Annotated in this window: 21 protein-coding genes; 13 read left to right on the top strand and 8 right to left on the bottom strand. The window is 50.7% G+C overall.

The genetic code is table 11. The annotated features are described in order from the left end of the window. Nucleotides 1–99 precede the first annotated feature (99 nt). Together fre and ubiD are read right to left on the bottom strand one after the other, a co-directional pair. Complete coding sequence (gene fre / locus ACK5NH_RS06610) at nucleotides 100–798, bottom strand: NAD(P)H-flavin reductase (protein WP_416918535.1); 699 nt, start codon at nucleotides 796–798, stop codon at nucleotides 100–102. Between the two features lie 105 nt (nucleotides 799–903). Continuing rightward, nucleotides 904–2385, bottom strand: coding sequence for a 4-hydroxy-3-polyprenylbenzoate decarboxylase (gene ubiD, locus ACK5NH_RS06605; RefSeq protein WP_416918533.1), 1482 nt, complete (start codon nucleotides 2383–2385; stop codon nucleotides 904–906). A 158-nt stretch (nucleotides 2386–2543) separates the two neighbouring features. On the opposite strand from ubiD, the gene ACK5NH_RS06600 reads away from it, so the two are divergent. After that, on the top strand, nucleotides 2544–3299 hold the full coding sequence (locus ACK5NH_RS06600) for a hypothetical protein (protein ID WP_416918531.1): 756 nt from the start codon (nucleotides 2544–2546) through the stop codon (nucleotides 3297–3299). 94 nt (nucleotides 3300–3393) lie between these two features. Then, nucleotides 3394–4605, top strand: coding sequence for an MFS transporter (locus tag ACK5NH_RS06595; protein ID WP_416918529.1), 1212 nt, complete (start codon nucleotides 3394–3396; stop codon nucleotides 4603–4605). A 50-nt stretch (nucleotides 4606–4655) separates the two neighbouring features. On the opposite strand, the gene ACK5NH_RS06590 is transcribed toward ACK5NH_RS06595, so the two are convergent. From ACK5NH_RS06590 to arfB, 4 genes are all read right to left on the bottom strand, one after another. Then, the gene (locus ACK5NH_RS06590) at nucleotides 4656–5333 is read right to left on the bottom strand and encodes an SDR family NAD(P)-dependent oxidoreductase (protein WP_416918527.1); all 678 of its coding nucleotides are present in this window, start codon (nucleotides 5331–5333) and stop codon (nucleotides 4656–4658) included. 15 nt (nucleotides 5334–5348) lie between these two features. Continuing rightward, on the bottom strand, nucleotides 5349–5816 hold the full coding sequence (gene accB / locus ACK5NH_RS06585) for an acetyl-CoA carboxylase biotin carboxyl carrier protein (RefSeq protein ID WP_416918525.1): 468 nt from the start codon (nucleotides 5814–5816) through the stop codon (nucleotides 5349–5351). Between the two features lie 35 nt (nucleotides 5817–5851). After that, complete coding sequence (gene aroQ / locus ACK5NH_RS06580) at nucleotides 5852–6286, bottom strand: type II 3-dehydroquinate dehydratase (RefSeq protein ID WP_416918523.1); 435 nt, start codon at nucleotides 6284–6286, stop codon at nucleotides 5852–5854. Nucleotides 6287–6387: 101 nt separating this feature from the next. Beyond that, nucleotides 6388–6801 carry an alternative ribosome rescue aminoacyl-tRNA hydrolase ArfB gene (gene arfB, locus ACK5NH_RS06575; protein ID WP_416918521.1) on the bottom strand — a complete coding sequence of 138 codons (414 nt, stop codon included), beginning with the start codon at nucleotides 6799–6801 and terminating at the stop codon, nucleotides 6388–6390. A gap of 148 nt (nucleotides 6802–6949) precedes the next feature. On the opposite strand from arfB, the gene ACK5NH_RS06570 reads away from it, so the two are divergent. The 7 genes from ACK5NH_RS06570 to ACK5NH_RS06540 all read left to right on the top strand — a co-directional run bounded on the left by ACK5NH_RS06570 (nucleotide 6950) and on the right by ACK5NH_RS06540 (nucleotide 14857). Then, nucleotides 6950–7315 (top strand): STAS/SEC14 domain-containing protein, encoded by a 366-nt coding sequence (locus ACK5NH_RS06570; protein WP_011621315.1) that lies wholly within the window; start codon nucleotides 6950–6952, stop codon nucleotides 7313–7315. Between the two features lie 36 nt (nucleotides 7316–7351). Next, nucleotides 7352–7555: a DUF3012 domain-containing protein gene (locus tag ACK5NH_RS06565; protein ID WP_416918519.1), complete on the top strand. Its 204-nt coding sequence runs from the start codon at nucleotides 7352–7354 to the stop codon at nucleotides 7553–7555. 165 nt (nucleotides 7556–7720) lie between these two features. After that, nucleotides 7721–8170: a hypothetical protein gene (locus ACK5NH_RS06560; protein WP_416918632.1), complete on the top strand. Its 450-nt coding sequence runs from the start codon at nucleotides 7721–7723 to the stop codon at nucleotides 8168–8170. A gap of 223 nt (nucleotides 8171–8393) precedes the next feature. After that, the gene (locus ACK5NH_RS06555) at nucleotides 8394–9773 is read left to right on the top strand and encodes a TolC family protein (protein WP_416918518.1); all 1380 of its coding nucleotides are present in this window, start codon (nucleotides 8394–8396) and stop codon (nucleotides 9771–9773) included. Between the two features lie 17 nt (nucleotides 9774–9790). After that, nucleotides 9791–11095: an efflux RND transporter periplasmic adaptor subunit gene (locus ACK5NH_RS06550; RefSeq protein WP_416918516.1), complete on the top strand. Its 1305-nt coding sequence runs from the start codon at nucleotides 9791–9793 to the stop codon at nucleotides 11093–11095. Between the two features lie 96 nt (nucleotides 11096–11191). Beyond that, nucleotides 11192–14404 carry an efflux RND transporter permease subunit gene (locus ACK5NH_RS06545; RefSeq protein WP_416918514.1) on the top strand — a complete coding sequence of 1071 codons (3213 nt, stop codon included), beginning with the start codon at nucleotides 11192–11194 and terminating at the stop codon, nucleotides 14402–14404. A 129-nt stretch (nucleotides 14405–14533) separates the two neighbouring features. Beyond that, nucleotides 14534–14857 (top strand): antibiotic biosynthesis monooxygenase family protein, encoded by a 324-nt coding sequence (locus tag ACK5NH_RS06540; protein ID WP_416918512.1) that lies wholly within the window; start codon nucleotides 14534–14536, stop codon nucleotides 14855–14857. Between the two features lie 84 nt (nucleotides 14858–14941). On the opposite strand, the gene mscL is transcribed toward ACK5NH_RS06540, so the two are convergent. Together mscL and ACK5NH_RS06530 are read right to left on the bottom strand one after the other, a co-directional pair. Then, nucleotides 14942–15352, bottom strand: a complete 411-nt coding sequence (mscL, locus tag ACK5NH_RS06535; RefSeq protein ID WP_416918510.1) for a large-conductance mechanosensitive channel protein MscL — start codon at nucleotides 15350–15352, stop codon at nucleotides 14942–14944. Nucleotides 15353–15535: 183 nt separating this feature from the next. After that, a complete protein-coding gene (locus ACK5NH_RS06530; protein WP_416918508.1) occupies nucleotides 15536–16489 on the bottom strand; it encodes a LysR substrate-binding domain-containing protein in 954 nt (317 codons plus the stop codon). Nucleotides 16490–16586: 97 nt separating this feature from the next. Between ACK5NH_RS06530 and ACK5NH_RS06525 the strand changes: the two genes are divergently transcribed. The 4 genes from ACK5NH_RS06525 to ACK5NH_RS06510 all read left to right on the top strand — a co-directional run bounded on the left by ACK5NH_RS06525 (nucleotide 16587) and on the right by ACK5NH_RS06510 (nucleotide 20229). Then, the gene (locus tag ACK5NH_RS06525; RefSeq protein ID WP_416918506.1) at nucleotides 16587–17642 is read left to right on the top strand and encodes an HlyD family secretion protein; all 1056 of its coding nucleotides are present in this window, start codon (nucleotides 16587–16589) and stop codon (nucleotides 17640–17642) included. 1 nt (nucleotide 17643) lies between these two features. Beyond that, nucleotides 17644–19257, top strand: a complete 1614-nt coding sequence (locus ACK5NH_RS06520; RefSeq protein ID WP_416918504.1) for a DHA2 family efflux MFS transporter permease subunit — start codon at nucleotides 17644–17646, stop codon at nucleotides 19255–19257. Between the two features lie 127 nt (nucleotides 19258–19384). Continuing rightward, nucleotides 19385–19858, top strand: a complete 474-nt coding sequence (locus ACK5NH_RS06515) for a GNAT family N-acetyltransferase (RefSeq protein ID WP_416918502.1) — start codon at nucleotides 19385–19387, stop codon at nucleotides 19856–19858. Nucleotides 19859–19902: 44 nt separating this feature from the next. After that, on the top strand, nucleotides 19903–20229 hold the full coding sequence (locus tag ACK5NH_RS06510) for a putative quinol monooxygenase (RefSeq protein ID WP_416918500.1): 327 nt from the start codon (nucleotides 19903–19905) through the stop codon (nucleotides 20227–20229). Nucleotides 20230–20231: the final 2 nt, after the last annotated feature.

The raw sequence follows: 20231 nt of genomic DNA, 5'->3' as shown, positions 1-20231 counted from the left end.
TCAAATCGCCCTTAAAAACAAAACCCCAGTAAAAACTGGGGGTTATTGTTTTGAATCTAGGTTGGCAAAGGTTGGTCAGCCAAGCTACAAATCAACGCGTTATTTGATAAACGCGAAGGCATCGCCGTAGAGATGGGCTTCATCGACACCCATTTCGCGGAAGATTTCGCGGGCGGCGCCGACCATATCGAAACGACCTGCGATATAGATGTCATAGCCATTGAGGCTAATGAAATCTTGCTTGATTTGGGCGAGCAGATTGGCGGTTTTACCCTGCCAGTTGGCTGGAGCTTCTTCCACCACGGGCACAAAGTGCAGCCAGGGGTGGGCGTCGTGCCATTGGCGGGCGATGCTTTCGTAGTACATGGCATCTTGGGTGCGGCAACCCCAATACAGGGTAGTTTCAACCTGTTGGCCGAGGGCGATTTGTTGCTCGACAATACTCTTGATGTAAGAGAAGCCTGTGCCACCTGCGATCAATAAACGTGGGCGAATGCTGTCGTGGCGTAAATGGGCTTCGCCACCGGGTGCTTCGATATCGATATGCGTGCTATTACGCAATCTTTCAACCACTTGCATTGGATAGCTTTCGCTGACGGCCGCGCCAATATGAAGTTCAATGACTTCGGCATTAGGGGCGGACGCGATAGAGAAGGGACGTTTGTCTTTTTCACCCATCACAACACATAGGTATTGTCCCGCTTGAAACTCAAAGGGGGTTTCGGGCTTTAACCACACCTGATACACGGCGTCGTTAAAGGGGGTTACTTTCTCTATCTTGCAACGTATGGTTTTCATCAAACTTCCTTTGCACCTTTCTTGTCTATTGTCGTTAGGTGTCACATTAGGGCCGTTAGCGGCCTATTCTCTTGGCTTAAGTGGGTACTTCGTGCTTAAGCTGAATTATAGGGTTGGGCTGTCGTCTATGCCTAACTCATCCCAGATTGAGTCGATCTTTTGCTTAACCTTAGGGTCCATCACTATCGGCGTGCCCCATTCACGGTTGGTTTCGCCTTCCCACTTATTAGTGGCATCGAGACCCATTTTGGAGCCGAGGCCCGCCACAGGAGAAGCAAAGTCGAGGTAATCGATAGGGGTGTTATCTATCATGACTGTGTCGCGTTTAGGATCCATACGAGTGGTAATAGCCCAAATCACATCGTTCCAGTCGCGGCAATTCACATCGTCATCGACCACCACAATAAACTTGGTATACATAAACTGACGCAGGAAGGACCAAGCGCCCATCATCACCCGTTTAGCATGGCCTGGATATTGTTTACGAATGGAGATCACCGCCATCCGATAAGAACAACCTTCGGGTGGCAGATAAAAATCAATAATTTCAGGATATTGCTTGCGCAGAATCGGCACGAATACTTCGTTAAGTGCCACACCTAACATGGCGGGTTCATCCGGTGGACGGCCGGTGTATGTGCTGTGGAAAATCGGATCCTTACGGTGGGTAATATGGGTCACGGTAAAGACAGGGAATTTATCCGTCTCGTTGTAGTAACCCGTGTGGTCGCCGTAGGGGCCTTCTTCGGCCATTTCCTCTGGGTCGATATAACCTTCGAGGATGATCTCGCTGCTGGCGGGTACCTCTAAATCACAGCTTAAGGCTTTGCATACTTCGGTGCGCTCACCGCGCAGCAGTCCTGCGAAGGCGTATTCGCTCATGGCATCGGGCACAGGGGTAACAGCGCCTAAAATGGTCACAGGATCTGAACCTAAAGCCACGACAACAGGGTAACGCTCGCCGGGGAATTGCTCTTTAAAATCGGCAAAGTCGAGGGCGCCACCACGGTGGGACAGCCAGCGCATAATGAGCTTATTTTTGCCGAGCAACTGCTGGCGATAGATACCAAGGTTTTGGCGACTCTTACGCGGCCCTTTGGTGATGGTTAAGCCCCAAGTGACCAGCGGCGCGACATCGCCCGGCCAGCAATGCTGGATGGGTAGCTGGGTTAAGTCGACTTCATCGCCAGTCTTGACCACTTGTTGACAGGCAGGATTGCGCACAGTCTTAGGCGGCATATTCAAGGCTTGCTTGAACATGGGGATTTTTGAAATCGCGTCTTTAAAGCCGCGTGGTGGCTCGGGTTCTTTTAAAAACGCCAGCAGTTCACCCACATCGCGCAGCGCGAGTGGATCTTCTTTACCCAGCGCCATGGCGACGCGTTTTGGGGTACCAAAGAGGTTGGCCAGCACTGGCATTGAATGATTCGTTGGATTTTCGAATAGGAGTGCAGGGCCTTTGGCGCGTAGAACGCGATCGGCGATCTCTGTCATTTCTAAATGAGGATCAACGGGGTAGCTAATGCGTTTGAGTTCGCCATTGGCTTCCAGATGATCAATAAAGCTGCGTAAATCCTTAAAACTCATGTGGAAATAGCCTCTGCAGTGGAAATCCGTGTGGCGCGCACTATAGCATTTTTCTGTTTTAGGGTTAACCTATTCAGTGATCTTCCAGCTTTGGAAGCGTAAAATGCTTGTCCTAGGTCGATGTTTATTTGACCAGTGCCTGGTATTTCGAGGTTTATATGACACTCTCTCCGTTCCTTGTTAAAGATAAATGCCTTCAACTTCAATCAGTTTGCTTAAATAAGCCGGCTGAGTCTTGGCATAAAACAGGCTTCGCCTTGTCTTTACTGGGCGCCTTACTGATTTGCACCTTAGCAGTGCCGAATCTGGCCGCGGCACGGGATCGCCATAGCGAGAGTCATGGCCGCCACGACAATCATTATAATAATCACCATAAACATGGTGATAGCCACCGCCACTATCGCCCCTATTACCGTCCTTATTATCCTTGGGGATTGGGTCTAGGCGTTGGCTTAGCGACGGGCTGGGGCTCGGGCTGGAATCTAGGCTATGGTTGGAATAATAACGGTTGGAACGACTGGGGCTGGAATAGCGGGCGCTATTGGAATTCACCTTATTCGGGCATAGGTTTGTCGATTCCTATGGCTTATGACGATGAACCTGTGGCAGTTTCGCCGACAGTGCGGGTTACCACCAGCATGCAATATTCCCCGAGCGAAGGCCGTATGGTGTCGAATATGCCATCGAATAGTGCGACTGTGATATCGGCGGCTTCGACGGCGAGACCATCCACTGCCTCGGCGACGGAGCAAACGCTAGCAGTTCCCCGTGCACGGGCGGCGCGAAGTGTGTCGAGTCTGCCGAGCAATGCCAGAATAGTGCAACAGGATGGTCGTACCTTATATGAGTGGCAAGGCACGCTGTATGCCTTTGACTGGAATAGCCAAACCTATCAAGAACAGTTAGTTAAATAGTTCGTTTTTACCGAAGCGTTAACAACTGGAGCCCCGAGTGGGCTCCAGTTTTTTCTTAGCCAGTTGTCGTTTTATAGAATCGCGGAGAAATCGTTTGCAAGCAGTTCAACCCCACCCTCAAGCTCAAAGTCGCGCGCTTTGGGTGTTACTCGCCTTGGCATTAGGCACCTTTGCCCTCGGCACCACAGAATTTGCCGCCATGACCTTAGTGCCTTATATCGCTAGCGATTTAAGTGTCGATGTCGCCCATGTTAGCTATGCCATCAGCGCCTATGCCCTTGGGGTAGTGGTGGGGTCGCCCATTATTATGGTGTTGGGGGTGAGGATTAAGCGGCGCACGCTGTTAATCGCCTTGGCCGCCATGATGGCGGTTGCCAATGGCTTAAGCGCCCTTGCGCCCAGTTTGAATTGGTTAGTCTTTTTCCGCTTTTTAAGTGGCTTGCCCCATGGAGCTTACTTTGGGGTGGCTATGTTACTGGCGGCGTCCTTAGTGCCCCCGGAGATGAAGGCGCGGGCGGTTTCTCGGGTGATTATCGGCTTAACCTTAGCCACTATCGTTGGTGTACCCTTTGCCACTTGGATGGGGCAAACGGTAGGTTGGCGCTCTGGCATTGGCATAGTGGCGATAATTGCCGCCGTTACTGCGGTTATGCTGTATTTTCTCGCGCCGAATGTTGCCGTGCCGCAAAATGCCAGCCCGAAAAAAGAGCTGCAAACCCTGAAAAACCGTGAAGTTTGGCTCACCCTCGGCATTGCAGCTATCGGCTTTGGCGGAATTTTCTGTGTGTATACCTATCTGGCCGAGACGCTGATCCAAGTCACCCAGGTCGAGTCCTTTAAAATCCCGGTGATGATGGCGGTCTTTGGCATTGGCGCCACCTTAGGCACTTTAGTCTGTGGCTGGGCGGCGGATAAGTCGGCGCTGGTGGCGGCATTTTGGTCACTGGTATTAAGTACCTTAGTGCTGGCGCTATATCCGAGTTTAACGGGATCTTACTGGGCATTGATGCCGATTGTGTTCTTTGTGGGATCGGGGATTGGTCTGGCAACCATAGTGCAGGCGCGATTAATGGATGTGGCTCCCGATGGGCAGGCCATGACGGGTGCCTTAGTGCAATGCGCCTTTAATCTTGCCAATGCGATTGGCCCTTGGGTGGGGAGTTTAGTGATTTTATCCGGTCAAGGTATCGCCGCAACGGGTTATGCCGCAGCGCTGTTATCTTTAGGTGGATTAGTTATGTGGTGGTTAACCCATAGGGAGAGTCGCCGCGCTGATAATCTTTGCACTGCAAACTGTATTGATTAAGCCAACAATTACGGCGCAGATCCATCTCTGCGCCGCCTATCGTTATTCTTTTAACCTCTTTGAATGGTTATATCGGCGATATAACCATGTTCAGTGGCGAGCAGCGCTTGTTTTAGCATGCCTGCGGCCTCATCGGCTGACATAAAGCTGGAAGTATCGAGCGTCTTACCGCTACTTGGCCAAAAGCCGGTATCCATACCGCCGGGATAAACGGCAATCAACTTCATCGGACTCTGCTTGAGCTCCAAACGTACCGATTCGATAAAGCCCCGCACCGCCCATTTTGCGGCGCAATAGGTCGATTCACCCGCTTTGGCCGCAAGGGCGGCGGTGGACATGACGAGCACTACTTTTACCGCTTGCTGCTTGTAGCGTTTCACCAGCTCGCGCACTAGCAGAATCGTCGAGGTAACATTGTTATTCAGCAGCGCTCGGATCTCATTCGCACCTTGGGTTTCAAGCGCGCCAAAGTAACCACTGCCAGCGCAGTGGATAACAGTGTCGGGAGCATCGGTGAGGCCATCGAATAGCGCTTCGACACTCGCTTCGTCCGCTAAATCGGCACTGATGGCGCTAATGCTTTGGTTCGAAAATGGACTGAGGGCATTGGCCACAGTGTGCAGGCGGTTGGCATCGCGTCCGGTAAGCGTAAGTGCTTGGTTATCCTTGGCATAAAGGGCGGCTAATGCCGCGCCTAAGCCACTGCTTGCGCCAGTTATCAGTATCATTTTTACCTCTTAATTCTATGTTGAAGTCTCAGCTTCGATCAGGGTAAATAAGGGCTGGTCGAAGGCGACTTCTTCTCCCTCTTTCACCCAAATGGCACCGACTATGCCGTCACGCTCGGCCTCAATGGGATTTTGCATCCGCATGGCTTCGATAATGCAAAGTGTGTCGCCGCGAGTCACTTTTTGGCCGACTCGCACCAGCGGCGCCTCGGCTTGAGCTTGTGATACATGGAAGGTACCGACCATAGGAGAAACCTGTACAAAGCCTTCAATCACAGGCGGGGCCTTACGGGATTTCGCTGGCTTTGGCGTCAGTGCAGGAGAGGGCACAGGATTGTGCGCGCCCTCAAGTGCGCTTGCGGTGTGCGGGCTGTACCGGGTGATACGAATCGACTCTTCCCCTTCGGTAATAGCCAGCTCTGCAATCCCAGATTCCTGCACTAATTCAATCAGTTTTTTGATTTTTCGAAGGTCAACGGCCATCTCTTGTGACTCCCTGCACTCACGCTCAAGCGCGTTTATGCCTTCATTCTCTTTATCGCCGCCGCGAGGGCAAACTCATAACCTTGGGCGCCGAAACCACAAATCACCCCAATGGCCTTATCGGACAAATAGGAATGGTGGCGGAAGGGCTCGCGGGCGTGAACATTGGATAAATGCACTTCAAAGAAGGGAATATCCACCCCAAGCAGTGCGTCACGCAGGGCGACGCTGGTGTGGGTAAAGGCCGCTGGGTTGATAATGATCATCTGTGCATCGGTGGCATGGATAGCGTTGATCAGCTCAAATTCGGCATTGGATTGAATATGCTCAAGTTGTACGCCCGCTGCCTGCGCTTGTTCAGTTAACAGGGCAACAATATCGGCTAAGGTTTGATGACCGTAAACACTGGGCTCGCGGCGGCCAAGGAGATTTAAATTGGGGCCATTGATGAGCAGAACTTTATGATTCATTACGCTTTCCTTTTACGGCATACCTTAACGGGTTGAATGCCATTAACTTAACCTGTTCGGACAGATTTTGCATTATGAATGTCGCCGCGCTGTCGGCGGGTTTAATCAAACTTAATCTGTCGCATGGTCTTAGTGGCGCCGCGTTGTTTTTTCGCATCTAAGCGCTTGGTTTGGCTGCTTTTGGTCGCTCGGGTCGGAATGCGTTTTTTGTGTACTTCGGCCACGCTGGCAACTAGGGCGATAAATTGATCCAACGCGGTTTGCCTATTCGCCTCTTGGCTGCGGCTCGCCTGACATTTGATAATAATTTTGCCGCTAGCAGTGATGCGATGATCGGCTTTTTGTAGCAGGCGCTGCTGATAAAACTCGGGTAAAGATGAGTTTCTGATATCAAAAATCAATTGGGCGGCGGTGGAGACTTTATTGACATTCTGTCCGCCAGCCCCGCTTGAGCGGATAAATTGCCACTCGATTTCATTTTCCGGAAGTTCCACACGGTTTGAGATTTTTATCATGGCAGACTTAGGGTTTTGTCCAATTGCTTTGAAAAGCGAGCAATAACTGCTTATGGCTTTTCAATAGATTTGTTATCATCGGCGCATTCTTGCTGGACAGGCGTGTTTGCCCGTTTGCAAAATAGTGTTCTCGTTTCGGAGTGCCTTTATGTTATGCCAAATCCCCGATATTGCTAAGGGTGTTATCAGTCTTTTCGCCAGTGGTCGACTCTCTTCAACCGATTATCGTACCCGTTTACAGCCGGCCATTAAGAGTTACCGCAAGGATTGGGGACAGGTTTGCCTGTATATCGAGGCGGACGTCTTACTCGAAGGCTGGGAGTTTGAGTCGCTAACGGGCAGCGGTGAAGTCCAACTCCCGAACTTTGAAGCCCTAGTATTTGTCGGTGGCCCAGATTGGGTGGGTAATGCGGTGCGTTTACTCGGCCCCTTTATGCAGGGCGAAGTGGCTTGGTTCCCCTTAGAGCAAAAAGCCAAAGCCATCGACTGGATTGCGAAACGTTCAACTTTTTAACGACCCATGGTGGGTATTACTTATAAGGAATTAACTATGTCTTTGTTGAAATCTATGACTGTCAAACCGACCGCTAAATTAGGCGCTATCGCCTTAGTGTTGGCCTTTACCGCTGGCTTAAGTGCCTGTGCGCCAGAGGTGGGCAGTGAAGCTTGGTGTAAGCAAATGAAGGATAAACCTTCGGGTGATTGGACGGCGAACGAAGCGGCCGATTACGCTAAACACTGCGTGTTTAAGTAAACTTTTCAAGCGAATAGTGTCACAGCTTGGTTTATTTTTTACTTGCAAGCTGTGAACTTATGCTTAAAATCCCTGTCTGATGTTTGCACCAGCTATTGCTAAATTACTGACTGAATTGTCCAAAGGTGATATTTGATTTCGACCGCCAAGCCATTCTTTAGCCGAATGGTCACCCTACTGATAGCCATTATCGTGCTGCAATTTGCGGGCGCGAATTTGGGTGCGCATCAGTTACACGCGGGTAATGGCGCCGAAGAAGCTGAACATCATCCCCATCTACAATTTAGTGCTCCCGTGACCACCTTAGCTCAATGCTTGGATTGTGTGTGCCCAAATGAGCAGACACTTGGATTCAGTGCCGAGGCGTTTGGCGAAGCCGCATTCAATGTGAGCGTTTCGGCTGCTAGTGCTACAGGTCATTCACACTTAGTGCAAACCACTGAAATTCAAGATTTTGATTTATGCCTCGATTGCAAATGTCACGGCGGTCACGTGGCCTTGTTATCCCATTCTGAGACTGAAACTCTGACGGCCTTTGAAACTGCTTATGTGCCAACGGATTTAGCCTATTTTCCACCAGAACAATTACCTGAATATCGCCCTCCCATCGTTTAACTTTCAATATCTGCTTATCGCTGATCACGTATCGCTTTGTTAGCGCGTACCGCTATAAGCCCTTAATTTATCCCCAAAGTATCGGTTTTATTGGCCTCGAACTGCCATGGCTCGCGCTAGCGCTTTGAGCTTAATCGATATTTAGCCTGTGGGGAGTATTCGATTGGTATCCATACGCCCATTGCGTGGTGCCAATCCTATTTAGATATTGTTAGGAATTGCGATGAAGAAAACCATTATCGCCCAGACCTTGTTCGGTCTGTTTAGCACGCTTGTGCTGGTCGGCGGACAGGTCAACTATGCTGTTGCAGCTACCCCAGAACTAGAAGCCAAAGCGCTTAAGGCCGATTCACTCTCCTCATCGGCCGATGGCCCTTCGTTGGCGCAAGACGACCTATTAATCCCAGAGACCCAGGCCACACTCAATCAATGGTTGCCTGAATTACTCAAGAAAATTAATCAGTTGCCAGAGGTACAGGCACAAATTGCTCGGCAGCAACAGGCGGAGCTGGCTATAGCCGCGGCGGATCGCGCCGTTTATAACCCCGAGCTTGGGCTGAATTATCAAAATGCCGATACCGATGTATACAGTTTGGAGCTGAGCCAGACATTAGATTGGGGTGATAAGCGTGGTGTCGCTACGCAACTTGCCCAGCTCGAAGCGCAAATTCTGTTAGCGGACATTAGCTTAGAGCGCAGTCAAATGTTGGCCGAGCGCCTATTGGCTCTGGCCGAGCAGGCGCAAAGCAATAAGGCGCTCACCTTTGCCGAGCAGCAATTAAGGTTTACTCAGGCACAACTGAATATTGCCGAGCAGCGTTTTGAGGCAGGGGATTTATCCGATGTTGAGTTACAACTGCTGAAACTCGAACTGGCGAGTAACACCGCTGACTATGCTATGGCCGAGCAAGCTGCCTTAGTGGCCGATGGCAAAGTGATCGAGTTACTCGGCGTCGACAAGCTCAAGTTTAAGGAGTTTATCCCCGAGATTGGCCAATTTGTGTCGAAGATGTCCCTGAAAGCAGATTTACCCGCCTTGACCAGTGCCCGTCAACAGGTGTTGCTGGCTAAGGCTAATGCCATGAAGGTTAAGGCGGATACGGCGGCTGATCCCACCATCAACCTAGGTGTTGAAAAAGAAGGTGATGACAACAAGGTTGGCATCGGCGTAGCGATCCCTTTGCAGGTTCGTAATAACTACAGTGAGTTACAGTCGGTTGCTGACAAGGGCATCGCAATCGCGGAGCAGAACTACTTAGCCCGTGAGCGAGTGCTTACGGCGAAACAGGCGCAATTCAACAGTGCCTTACCCCGTTTACTGGCGCGCTACCAAGACTGGCGTGAGCGAGTCGAAGCCTCGGGGGGGAAAGCCGCTAAATCCTTAAGTGAGCTGTGGCGTTCGGGCGATGTGAGTACCAGCGAGTATTTGCAGAGTCGGCGACAACTCGCGGCCAGTTATTTGGTCGGTTTAACCCTCGAAACGGCAATTTATCAGAGTTGGTTAACTTGGATGGGCGACAGCGGTCAACTGCTGCCCATGACCGATAAGTTAGCCGACAAATCAACGCCCACTACTATCACAAACGCCGTGCCAGCAAAGTAAATCGTGAGGTAATACTAATGAATTCAATTACTCAAAAATCTTTTTTCCATTCTTTCTCTACTGCGCCTGCCACGGGCTTAAGATCATTGTTTACTCCTTCTCGTTTAGCGCTGGCGCTGATGCTCACTTCCTTAACTATGACTGCGCCAACATTCGCCGGTGAAGGTGATGACCACGGCGCCGAAAAGGTGGCAAATACAGCTGAAAAGAGTGCAAACGCTACAGAAGATGACCATGGTGAGCAGGCACTCACTCTGACGCCTGTGCAGTTGGAACTCGCAGGGATCCGTCTATTACCCCTTAACAGCGACAGCTTAAGTTTTAGCAATATCAATCTCAATACTATGGCGACGGCGAGCTTAGTAGTGGACCGTGATAGAACCGCAACCTTAGCGCCACAGCTCGATGTACGCGTAAAGGCTCGCCATGTGGTGCCGGGGCAAGAAGTAAAAAAAGGTGAGCCCTTACTGACCTTAGGTGGTGCAGAAGTCGCGAAAGCGCAGGCGGAATATATCAATGCCGCCGCCGAATGGAGCCGAGTCCGTCGTATGGGTGAGGGCGCCGTGAGCGTGAGTCGCAGAATGCAGGCGCAAGTTGATGCCGAACTTAAGCGGGCAATTCTGGAGGCGATCAAAATGACGCCGGAACAAATTCGTACCTTAGAGTCGACCCCCGAAGCCATCGGCAGTTATCAATTATTGGCGCCTATCGATGGCCGAGTGCAACAGGACATCGCTATGTTAGGGCAAATATTTATTGCGGGAACGCCATTGATGCAACTCACCGATGAGTCGCACCTTTGGGTGGAGGCGCAATTAACGCCAGCACAGGCGGCCAATTTGAATGTCGGCGGTCCGGCGTTAGTACAAGTGGGTGATAAAACCTTGGCAGGCAAGATTATCGGCCGCTCCCATGAGTTGGATAGCGTGACGCGCACCGAGCAGGTCTTAGTCAGCATGCCAAACCCGGAGCAGCTGTTGCACGCGGGGCAATTTGCCGAACTTTACTTTGCCGATACGCCAGCCAGTGCAGATGGAAGTGCTTCCTCATCGGGCGTTTCATCAGGCTTCTCATCAGGGATCGTCCTACCCGATGCAGCGCTAACACGCAGCGGTGACGGCGATTGGCAGATCTTTATTCAAGACGAAGATGGTTTTGAGGCCATTGAGGTAGAAGTGGTTCAGCGTCAACGCGGCTTAAGCCTAGTGCGTGGAGACGAGTTAGATAAGGCGCGGCAGGCACAACAGAAAGTGGTGATAGAGGGCGCGTTTTTCTTAGCGTCGGAGCAGGCTAAAGCCGGCTTTGATATTCATGCCCACTAATGGCTGTGCTGATATGTAAGCTGTTTAGCTAACCCTTCTCAAGCCCTATTTTGATAGCTTTTTTAAAGGTTTAGGGCTAACGCGCGAGGAATTATTATGTTGCAAAAAGCAATCGAAGCCGCGATTAAAAATCGGCTATTAGTGGTGCTGGCACTGCTTGCGGTGGTGGCCGCCAGTGTGGCTATGTTGCCCAAACTGAATCTAGATGCCTTTCCCGATGTCACCAATGTGCAGGTGACTATCAATACCGCAGCCGAAGGACTGGCCGCCGAAGAAGTGGAAAAACTCATCAGTTATCCGGTCGAGTCGGCCATGTATGCCTTGCCGGCGGTGACCGAGGTGCGCTCACTTTCGCGCACTGGCTTGTCTATCGTGACCGTGGTATTTGCCGAGGGCACAGATATTTACTTTGCCCGACAGCAAGTGTTTGAGCAGTTACAGGCGGCGCGGGAGATGATCCCAAGCGGGGTGGGCGTGCCAGAAATTGGCCCTAACACTTCAGGTTTGGGGCAGATTTATCAGTATATTCTGCGGGCTGACCCTAGCTCGGGCATCAATGCCGCCGAGCTGCGTAGCCTTAACGATTATCTTGTTAAACTGATCATGATGCCCGTTGGCGGCGTGACCGATGTTTTATCTTTTGGCGGCGAGGTGCGTCAGTATCAAGTGCAGGTCGACCCTAACAAGTTGCGAGCCTATGGCTTGTCGATGGCGCAGGTGAGTGAGGCGCTTGAGAGCAATAACCGCAACGCTGGAGGTTGGTTTATGGACCAAGGCCAGGAGCAATTGGTGGTGCGGGGTTATGGCATGTTACCCGCAGGTGAGGCAGGGCTTGCTGCTATCGCTCAAATTCCGCTTACCGAAGTACGTGGCACACCGGTGCGAGTGGGGGATATTGCTAAGGTCGATTTTGGCAGTGAGATCCGCGTTGGGGCCGTGACTATGACGCGCCGCGATGAGGCGGGTCAGGCGCAAGCCTTGGGTGAAGTTGTGGCTGGCGTAGTGCTTAAACGCATGGGCGCCAACACTAAGGCGACGATCGATGATATCGATGCGCGGATTAATCTGATTGAGCAGGCACTGCCCAAAGGCGTGTCTTTCGAGGTGTTTTACGACCAAGCGGATTTAGTGGATAAAGCCGTTGCCACTGTGCGCGATGCACTGTTGATGGCCTTTGTGTTTATCGTGGTTATCTTGGCGCTGTTCCTCGTTAATATCCGCGCAACTTTGTTGGTGCTGTTGTCTATTCCTGTGTCCATTGGTTTGGCGTTGATGGTGATGTCTTACTATGGGCTTTCCGCCAATTTGATGTCCCTTGGCGGATTGGCGGTGGCCATTGGTATGTTAGTCGATGGCTCTGTGGTGATGGTTGAGAATATTTTCAAACATTTAACTCAGCCAGATCGCCGCCACTTAGCCCAAGCGAGAACGCGCGCCGATGGCGAAGCCGACCCTTACCATGGCGATGAGGATGGCAGTGCTGGCGGCGTTGAAGCGGATAACAGCATGGCCGTGCGCATTATGCTGGCGGCGAAAGAAGTCTGTAGTCCTATTTTCTTCGCGACCGCCATCATCATTGTGGTGTTTGCGCCGCTATTTGCGCTGGAAGGGGTTGAGGGCAAGCTGTTCCAACCTATGGCGATCAGCATTATCTTAGCGATGATTTCTGCCTTGTTGGTGGCCTTGATTGCCGTGCCTGCGCTAGCGGTTTATCTGTTTAAACGTGGGGTGGTACTGAAGGAAAGCGTGGTGTTAGCACCTTTGGATGCAGCCTATCGCAAACTGCTGAGTGCAACCCTAGCGCGACCAAAACTGGTGATGATTAGCGCGGTACTGATGTTTGCGATGAGTATGGTGCTGCTGCCAAGGCTGGGTACTGAGTTTGTGCCTGAACTTGAAGAAGGCACAATCAACTTGAGGGTGACGCTGGCACCAACCGCGAGCCTTGGTACTTCCTTGGATGTGGCGCCTAAACTTGAGGCCTTGCTGCTGGAGTTCCCCGAGGTGGAATATGCCTTAAGCCGTATCGGTGCGCCCGAATTAGGCGGCGATCCTGAGCCTGTGAGCAATATCGAGGTCTACATCGGCCTTAAACCTATCGAAGAATGGCAATCGGCCAGCTCGCGTTTGGAGCTGCAACGGCTGATGGAAGAAAAACTCAGTGTTTTCCCCGGGCTGCTGCTCACCTTCTCCCAACCTATTGCGACTCGGGTAGACGAGTTACTCTCGGGAGTGAAGGCACAATTAGCGATTAAGCTTTTTGGCCCCGATTTAGATGTGTTATCACAAAAGGGGCAAGTACTTAGCGATCTGGTGGCGAAAATCCCCGGTGCCGTGGATGTGTCCCTCGAACAGGTGAGTGGTGAGGCGCAGCTGGTGGTGCGGCCTGACCGCGCACAGCTTGCCCGTTATGGCATCAGTGTCGATCAAGTGATGTCGCTAGTTAGTCAAGGGATTGGTGGTGCGAGCGCCGGACAAGTGATCGACGGTAACGCGAGATACGATATTAATCTGCGTCTTGCGGGGCAGTTTCGTCGCAGCCCAGATGTGATTAAAGATTTACTCCTCAGTGGCAGCAATGGCGCAACCGTGCGTTTAGGCGAGGTGGCGAGTGTAGAAGTTGAAATGGCGCCGCCGAATATTCGCCGTGATGATGTGCAGCGCCGCGTGGTGGTGCAAGCCAACGTGGCGGGGCGTGACATGGGCTCAGTGGTTAAAGATATCTATGCGCTAGTGCCTCAGGCCGATTTGCCCGCAGGATACACTGTGATGGTGGGCGGTCAGTACGAGAATCAGCAAAGGGCACAACAAAAGCTGATGTTGGTGGTGCCAGTCTCCATCGCCTTGATTGCCTTGCTGTTGTACTTTTCCTTTGGCGCGATGAAACAGGTCTTTCTGATCATGGCGAACGTCCCTCTGGCACTTATCGGCGGTATTGTGGCGCTTTATGTCAGCGGTACCTATCTGTCTGTGCCAAGCTCCATTGGCTTTATTACTTTGTTTGGGGTGGCGGTGCTCAATGGCGTGGTGTTAGTGGATTCGATCAACCAGCGCCGGCAGAGTGGCGAGTCGCTCTATGACTCGGTTTACGAAGGCACGGTTGGGCGTCTGCGCCCTGTATTGATGACTGCCTTGACCTCGGCATTAGGCTTGATCCCAATCTTGGTTTCATCGGGTGTGGGCAGTGAAATCCAAAAGCCGCTGGCGGTGGTGATTATCGGTGGGCTGTTTAGTTCTACGGCACTGACGTTATTGGTATTGCCGACCCTATATCGCTGGTTATATCGCCACGATAAGTCGCCCGACTAGTGGGGTTCAGAGCCTTGACCTCATTTTGTGGCAAGGTTCAATGTTAAAGTTAAAAATCAGTGAGCTATAGTGCGCGATATAGGCTAGGCTTAGCTCTGGTATTAAGGATTACTATCTCTGGAGAGCATTATGATCGCAGTCATTTTTGAAGTCGTTCCCACGAAAGAAGGCAAGGAAGAATATTTGCACGTGGCCGCCGAAATGCGCCAATATTTGGAAGGACGCCAAGGGCTGATTTCAATTGAACGGTTTCAGAGCTTAACCGACGATGGCAAGGTGTTGAGCCTGTCGTTTTGGGAAGATATGGCCTCGATTACCCAGTGGCGTAATCAAATGGCCCACAGCATTGCTGAACAGACGGGTATTGTACCCTGTTTGTTTAATTCCTATCGCATCCGCGTCGCCGAAGTGGTGCAAGACTATAGCGAAACAGTGCACGACGTACCCGAGTAATCTAAGTGCTTGTATAAAAACAAAACCCATCAATATCGATGGGTTTTTAATATCAATCAGTAAAGATAAGAAAGCTAAGTTAACTTATTTTTCTTGCTGTGTTTTAAGCAGATCGCGGATCTCAGATAACAGCTCTTGATCTTTGGTTGGCGCTGGTGGTGCTTTAGGCGCTTCTTCCTGTTTACGTTTTAGGCTGTTAATGGCTTTTAAGCCCATAAAAATCGCAAAGGCAATAATGGTAAAGTCGATAACGGTTTGGATGAATTTACCGTAAGCAATCACCACCGCAGGTGCGTCGCCTTGGGCGGCTTGCAACACTATGCTCAGATCGCTGAAATTCACGCCCCCTAAGATGATCCCAATCGGCGGCATAATAATATCAGCCACAAAGGATGAAACTATCTTGCCAAAGGCGGCACCGATGATAATACCCACCGCCATATCGATCACATTGCCACGGGATGCAAAAGCCTTGAACTCTTTAATTAAGCTCATCAGGTTTCCTCCGAAATTAAAAATTAAATGTTAAATTTTATTGTGTGAAGTGTATCAGGGAACCTAAGGGTCTTTTGCTGCCTGTTACCTTGCCCAGCTTATAGGGGCTTAAGGATTAAGGCAATTCTGTCATTCAGGATTTATCCTGTGTTGTTCAATTTTACCGCGCAAAGGTTACATTTGTTAAGTCGGGCGAGAGTTGCTTGGTTCTTGCTGATCGATAAATTCTGGCACTTCTAATACCTGTGAACCCCAGCGTTTAAACAGGGCTGAGTAGATAAATTCGATAAACACACGATACTTGCGCGGCAAATAAGCCCGCTTGGGATAACTGAGCACCACTTTGGTTTGCACCATAGGGTATTCGTCGAGCAGGGGGACTAAATAGCCTTTTTCTATCGCCTCATGGGCAATAATCGATGGCACAGCCGTAATGCCAAGCCCTGCAATGGCGGCTTCGCGGGCAATGGTGACATTGTTTACTGTCAGTTGTGTTACTGGTTCTATCACTACCCAAGACTTGCCATCAAACAGTTTCCAGGCACCTTCAATATGGGCCGATTGTAAGCGAATGGCTTTATGCTTGGCTAAGTCCTGTGGCACTTTTGGGGTGCCGTGTTCGGCTAAATAACTGGGGCTGGCCATTAATGATTTGTAGGCATTAACCAAGGAATAACTCTGCAATCGGTTGTCATGGGAGTCGGCGATCTGAAATAACAAATCGATACCTTCTTCTATCACATCCACTTTGCGGTTAGTGAGTTCTGCCTCAATGGTGATATCGGGATAAAGGGTTAAAAACTGGGCGAAGATTGGCCCTAGGAACAATTGGCCTAATTCGATGGGGCACACTATTTTTAGGTTGCCTTTAATCAATTGTTGGTGAGCGCTGAGTTGATTTTCGGCGCTCTGCAGATCGCTCAAGATCTTATTGATTCGATTGTAGTAACTCGAACCCGCCTCGGTGAGTTTAAGGGCTCGGGTTGTTCGGAATAACAACTGGGTGCCAGTATCTGACTCCAGTTCGGCAATCTTGCGACTGACAGTGGCCTTAGTTAAGCCAAGCGCCTTGGCGGCGCCGGTGAAGCTGCCTTGCTCGACCACTTGAGCAAATATTTGCACGCGATTGAGATCCATGATTGTTACACCTGTGAAACAGTGGGTTGATTTTTAACTATCTAATAAACCTGATGAGACAGTAGTACACTAGCACCCACTAATCAAGGAGTCATTCATGTCCAAAAGTAAACTCATCATCGCCGTTCCACTATTACTCGCCGCCGTTGCGGGTGGCGGTTATTACTGGTGGACGCAAGTACGTTTTATTGAATCTACTGATAATGCTTATGTTGAGGCCGATATCTCCCATGTGAGCGTGAAAGTCCCGGGCTATGTGGTGTTATCCGATGTGACCGATAACCAACATGTGCGTAAGGGGGAGTTATTGGCGCAGCTTGAAGATAACCAGTTTAGCGCTAAAGTCAGCCAAGCCGAGGCGTCACTCGCCAGTGCTAAGGCCGATCTGCAAACCTTAGCCGCTAAGGTGGAATTGCAGCGTGCGCTCATCAGCCAAGCGAGTGCGGGCGTGGTTGCGGCGCAGGCCGACAAACTTCGTGCCGAGCAACAGTTGAGCCGGTCTAAAAAGTTAAAAGTCAGCAATTACAGCTCACAGGACGATGTTGACCAATTGCAGGCTGGGTTTGATTCTGCCACTGCTCATCTCGATGAGGCCAAGGCGCTGTTAATTGCCAAAGAGCGTGAATTAGCTGTGTTTAATGCCCAGCTCAACCAAGCAAGCTCAGTCGTTGAACAGTCAAATGCGGCATTGGAGCTGGCTAAAATTCAGCTCAATGATACCCGTGTGACCGCACCTTTCTCTGGGGTGATTGGTAAACGCGGCGCTATGGTGGGGCAATACGTTCAGCCCGGCCAAGCACTCTACAGTTTGGTTCCGGATGGGGCTGTATGGATCACGGCGAACTTTAAAGAAACCCAAATCCAACATATGCAACCCGGACAGTCGGTACAGGTCAGTCTCGATGCGTTTCCCGACAAAACCTTTACAGGTGTTATCGATAGTCTGTCACCGGCGTCCGGAGCCAAATTTAGTCTGCTGCCAGCCGAAAATGCCACGGGTAACTTCACGAAAATTGTGCAACGTATCCCGGTGCGGATCCGTTTAGATCTCTCAGAAGAGGTGGCGCGTGTCGTCCCCGGTTTAAGTGCGGTGGTGAAGGTCGATACTGCGTCTCATCCGGCAACGGCTATCGCCGCAAACATCGGTCGTTAAGATGAGCAGGACAGAAGCGCTGCCCGCGGCCATGGCTGCGGGAACAGCCAGTGCACCGAGCGATTATGGGCGCGGTAGCCGCCGTTCCTGGATTGCCGTTTTTGGTGGTTTGATTGGCGCCTTTATGGCGATCCTCGATATTCAAATCACCAATGCCTCGATGAAGGAAATCCAAGGCAGCCTAGGCGCAACGCTGGAAGAAGGCAGTTGGATTTCAACGGCTTATCTTGTTGCCGAGATGATTGCGATTCCGCTCTCGGGCTGGTTAAGCACAGGGCTTTCGGTCAGGCGTTATCTGCTGTGGACCACAGCTGCCTTTATCTTTGCTTCTATCCTGTGTTCTATTTCGTGGAACCTCGAGGCCATGATCGCCTTTCGGGCGTTGCAGGGCTTCTTTGGTGGCGCGTTGATCCCGCTAGCTTTTCGGCTGATCTTAGAATTTTTACCCGAGAATAAACGTGCTGTGGGGATGGCGTTATTCGGGGTGACTGCGACATTTGCTCCCTCGATTGGCCCAACCTTAGGTGGTTGGTTAACTGAGCATTTTAGTTGGCATTACCTGTTTTATATCAACGTGCCGCCCGGATTGCTGGTAATGGCGATGTTGGCCTATGGTCTCGAAAAGCGCCCTGTGGTGTGGGACAAACTGAAAAATGCCGACTTAGCGGGCATTGTCACCATGGCGCTGGGTATGGGCTGCCTCGAAGTGGTGCTAGAGGAAGGTAACCGCAAGGATTGGTTTGGCTCGGATTTGATCCGTAATCTCGCCATCATTGCCGCAGTGAATTTAGTGCTGTTTGTGTGGATCCAGCTTAAACGCAAAGACCCTTTAGTGAATTTACGTCTGCTCGGTAAACGCGATTTTGTGCTTTCGACAATCGCTTACTTTTTGCTGGGGATGGCACTCTTTGGCGCTATCTATTTGATCCCACTTTATTTGTCCCAAGTGCATGATTATACGCCGCTGGAAATCGGCGAAGTTATTATGTGGATGGGTTTCCCGCAGCTCTTGGTATTGCCATTAGTGCCGCGTTTAATGCAACGTTTCGACGGGCGTTACTTAGCCGCCTTCGGCTTTTTTATGTTTGCCCTAAGTTATTACATGAATAGCCAAATGACCGCCGATTACGCCGGGCCGCAGATGATTGCCTCTCAAGTGGTGCGCGCCTTAGGCCAGCCATTTATCCTAGTGCCCATTGGTATGTTGGCGACGGCCCATTTAAAGCCCCATGAGAATCCTTCGGCTTCGACCGTATTGAACGTCATGCGTAACTTAGGCGGCGCCTTTGGTATCGCGCTGGTGGCGACCTTAACCGATAACTTGGCCCGCAGCCATTTGGCCCATGTGAAGGAGTCTTTACCTGCGGTCAGCACACAGGCGCAGGACTATTTGAATCAGAGTGCCAGTATGTTGCAACAGGGCGGCTCGGATCCCTATACCGCCTCCATGCAGGCCAAGGCTCTGTTAGGGCAAACCATGAGTCAGCAGGCCTATATTCAAGCCTATAACGATGTATTTTTGATTATGGGTGCCTTGTTGTTAATTGCCGTGGTGGCTGTGCTGCTTATCCGTAAACCACAAGGGCCAGTCGCCCACGATGCGGCGATCGAATAAGACTGACTCATTTCGTTTTCGCAATGCGTAACCCTTGCGCCTTAATCCTCCCAGAATTTAGGCGCTTTTTTATGCGCTGAACGCTGTGATAGACTCGAGCTCTTTTCAGTCGTAAGCAGGCCTTTTAATGTCGATACAAAATTCAGTTGAGTGGCAAAATCTCAAATTTAATCAATTAACTGCCAACACTTTGTATGAAGTTCTCAAACTGCGAGTCGATGTGTTTGTGGTCGAGCAGGCCTGTGCTTATCCAGAGTTAGATGATAAAGATAGACACCCTGAAACTCAGCATTTAATTGGCCTATCGCCAACGGGGGAGTTACTCACCTATGCCCGCATTTTGCCTCCGGGACTCAGTTATCCCGAGGCCAGCATTGGCAGAGTGGTGGTGTCATCTGCTGGACGAGGTAAGGGATTGGCAACGCCTTTGATGCAACGCTCGATTGAAGCTGCACTCAGTACTTGGCCCACAGCGGGGATCCAAATCGGTGCTCAGGATTATCTGAAAAGCTTCTACCAAAAACTCGGGTTTAACGCCTGTTCCGAAATGTATTTGGAAGATGGCATTCCCCATATTGATATGCGCTACCAACCTGAGTGAACAGTTTTTTAATGTTTGAATTTACATCATATTAAGGAAATTAAATGGCTACAGTTACGGACTATAAAATCAATCAACAACAAATCGTTTGTGTCGCAAGCTTTTTAGCTAAGGAAGGCAAAACTGAGGCGCTTATCGCGGCGCTTGCTTCTCTTATTCCCGATACACGCCGCGAAGCGGGCTGCATCCGTTATGAACTTAACGTTAGCCGTGATGAACCGCGCCGTGTGACCTTTGTGGAGAAGTTTGTCGATATCGCCGCGTTCGATGAGCACTGCGCTAAGAATGCCATTCAGCATTATTTCCATCAGGTGATGCCGGATTTAGTCGAGTCTTTTCATGTGGAAACTTACCATCAAGTCATCGCTTAATT

It is taken from the genome of Shewanella sp., assembly GCF_047975355.1.
GTDB lineage: Bacteria > Pseudomonadota > Gammaproteobacteria > Enterobacterales > Shewanellaceae > Shewanella.
This window is presented reverse-complemented; position numbering and strand designations above follow the sequence as displayed.

What these genes read in the sequence shown, in the direction of transcription:
- ACK5NH_RS06530 (WP_416918508.1), bottom strand. Translation starts at nt 16,489, where the DNA reads ATGGATCTCAATCGCGTGCAAATATTTGCTCAAGTGGTCGAGCAAGGC.
- aroQ (WP_416918523.1), bottom strand. Translation starts at nt 6,286, where the DNA reads ATGAATCATAAAGTTCTGCTCATCAATGGCCCCAATTTAAATCTCCTT.
- ACK5NH_RS06510 (WP_416918500.1), top strand. Translation starts at nt 19,903, where the DNA reads ATGGCTACAGTTACGGACTATAAAATCAATCAACAACAAATCGTTTGT.
- mscL (WP_416918510.1), bottom strand. Translation starts at nt 15,352, where the DNA reads ATGAGCTTAATTAAAGAGTTCAAGGCTTTTGCATCCCGTGGCAATGTG.
- ACK5NH_RS06600 (WP_416918531.1), top strand. Translation starts at nt 2,544, where the DNA reads ATGACACTCTCTCCGTTCCTTGTTAAAGATAAATGCCTTCAACTTCAA.
- ACK5NH_RS06540 (WP_416918512.1), top strand. Translation starts at nt 14,534, where the DNA reads ATGATCGCAGTCATTTTTGAAGTCGTTCCCACGAAAGAAGGCAAGGAA.
- fre (WP_416918535.1), bottom strand. Translation starts at nt 798, where the DNA reads ATGAAAACCATACGTTGCAAGATAGAGAAAGTAACCCCCTTTAACGAC.
- ubiD (WP_416918533.1), bottom strand. Translation starts at nt 2,385, where the DNA reads ATGAGTTTTAAGGATTTACGCAGCTTTATTGATCATCTGGAAGCCAAT.
- ACK5NH_RS06565 (WP_416918519.1), top strand. Translation starts at nt 7,352, where the DNA reads ATGTCTTTGTTGAAATCTATGACTGTCAAACCGACCGCTAAATTAGGC.
- ACK5NH_RS06515 (WP_416918502.1), top strand. Translation starts at nt 19,385, where the DNA reads ATGTCGATACAAAATTCAGTTGAGTGGCAAAATCTCAAATTTAATCAA.
- ACK5NH_RS06555 (WP_416918518.1), top strand. Translation starts at nt 8,394, where the DNA reads ATGAAGAAAACCATTATCGCCCAGACCTTGTTCGGTCTGTTTAGCACG.
- ACK5NH_RS06525 (WP_416918506.1), top strand. Translation starts at nt 16,587, where the DNA reads ATGTCCAAAAGTAAACTCATCATCGCCGTTCCACTATTACTCGCCGCC.
- ACK5NH_RS06570 (WP_011621315.1), top strand. Translation starts at nt 6,950, where the DNA reads ATGTTATGCCAAATCCCCGATATTGCTAAGGGTGTTATCAGTCTTTTC.
- arfB (WP_416918521.1), bottom strand. Translation starts at nt 6,801, where the DNA reads ATGATAAAAATCTCAAACCGTGTGGAACTTCCGGAAAATGAAATCGAG.
- ACK5NH_RS06550 (WP_416918516.1), top strand. Translation starts at nt 9,791, where the DNA reads ATGAATTCAATTACTCAAAAATCTTTTTTCCATTCTTTCTCTACTGCG.
- ACK5NH_RS06520 (WP_416918504.1), top strand. Translation starts at nt 17,644, where the DNA reads ATGAGCAGGACAGAAGCGCTGCCCGCGGCCATGGCTGCGGGAACAGCC.
- ACK5NH_RS06590 (WP_416918527.1), bottom strand. Translation starts at nt 5,333, where the DNA reads ATGATACTGATAACTGGCGCAAGCAGTGGCTTAGGCGCGGCATTAGCC.
- accB (WP_416918525.1), bottom strand. Translation starts at nt 5,816, where the DNA reads ATGGCCGTTGACCTTCGAAAAATCAAAAAACTGATTGAATTAGTGCAG.
- ACK5NH_RS06560 (WP_416918632.1), top strand. Translation starts at nt 7,721, where the DNA reads ATGGTCACCCTACTGATAGCCATTATCGTGCTGCAATTTGCGGGCGCG.
- ACK5NH_RS06545 (WP_416918514.1), top strand. Translation starts at nt 11,192, where the DNA reads ATGTTGCAAAAAGCAATCGAAGCCGCGATTAAAAATCGGCTATTAGTG.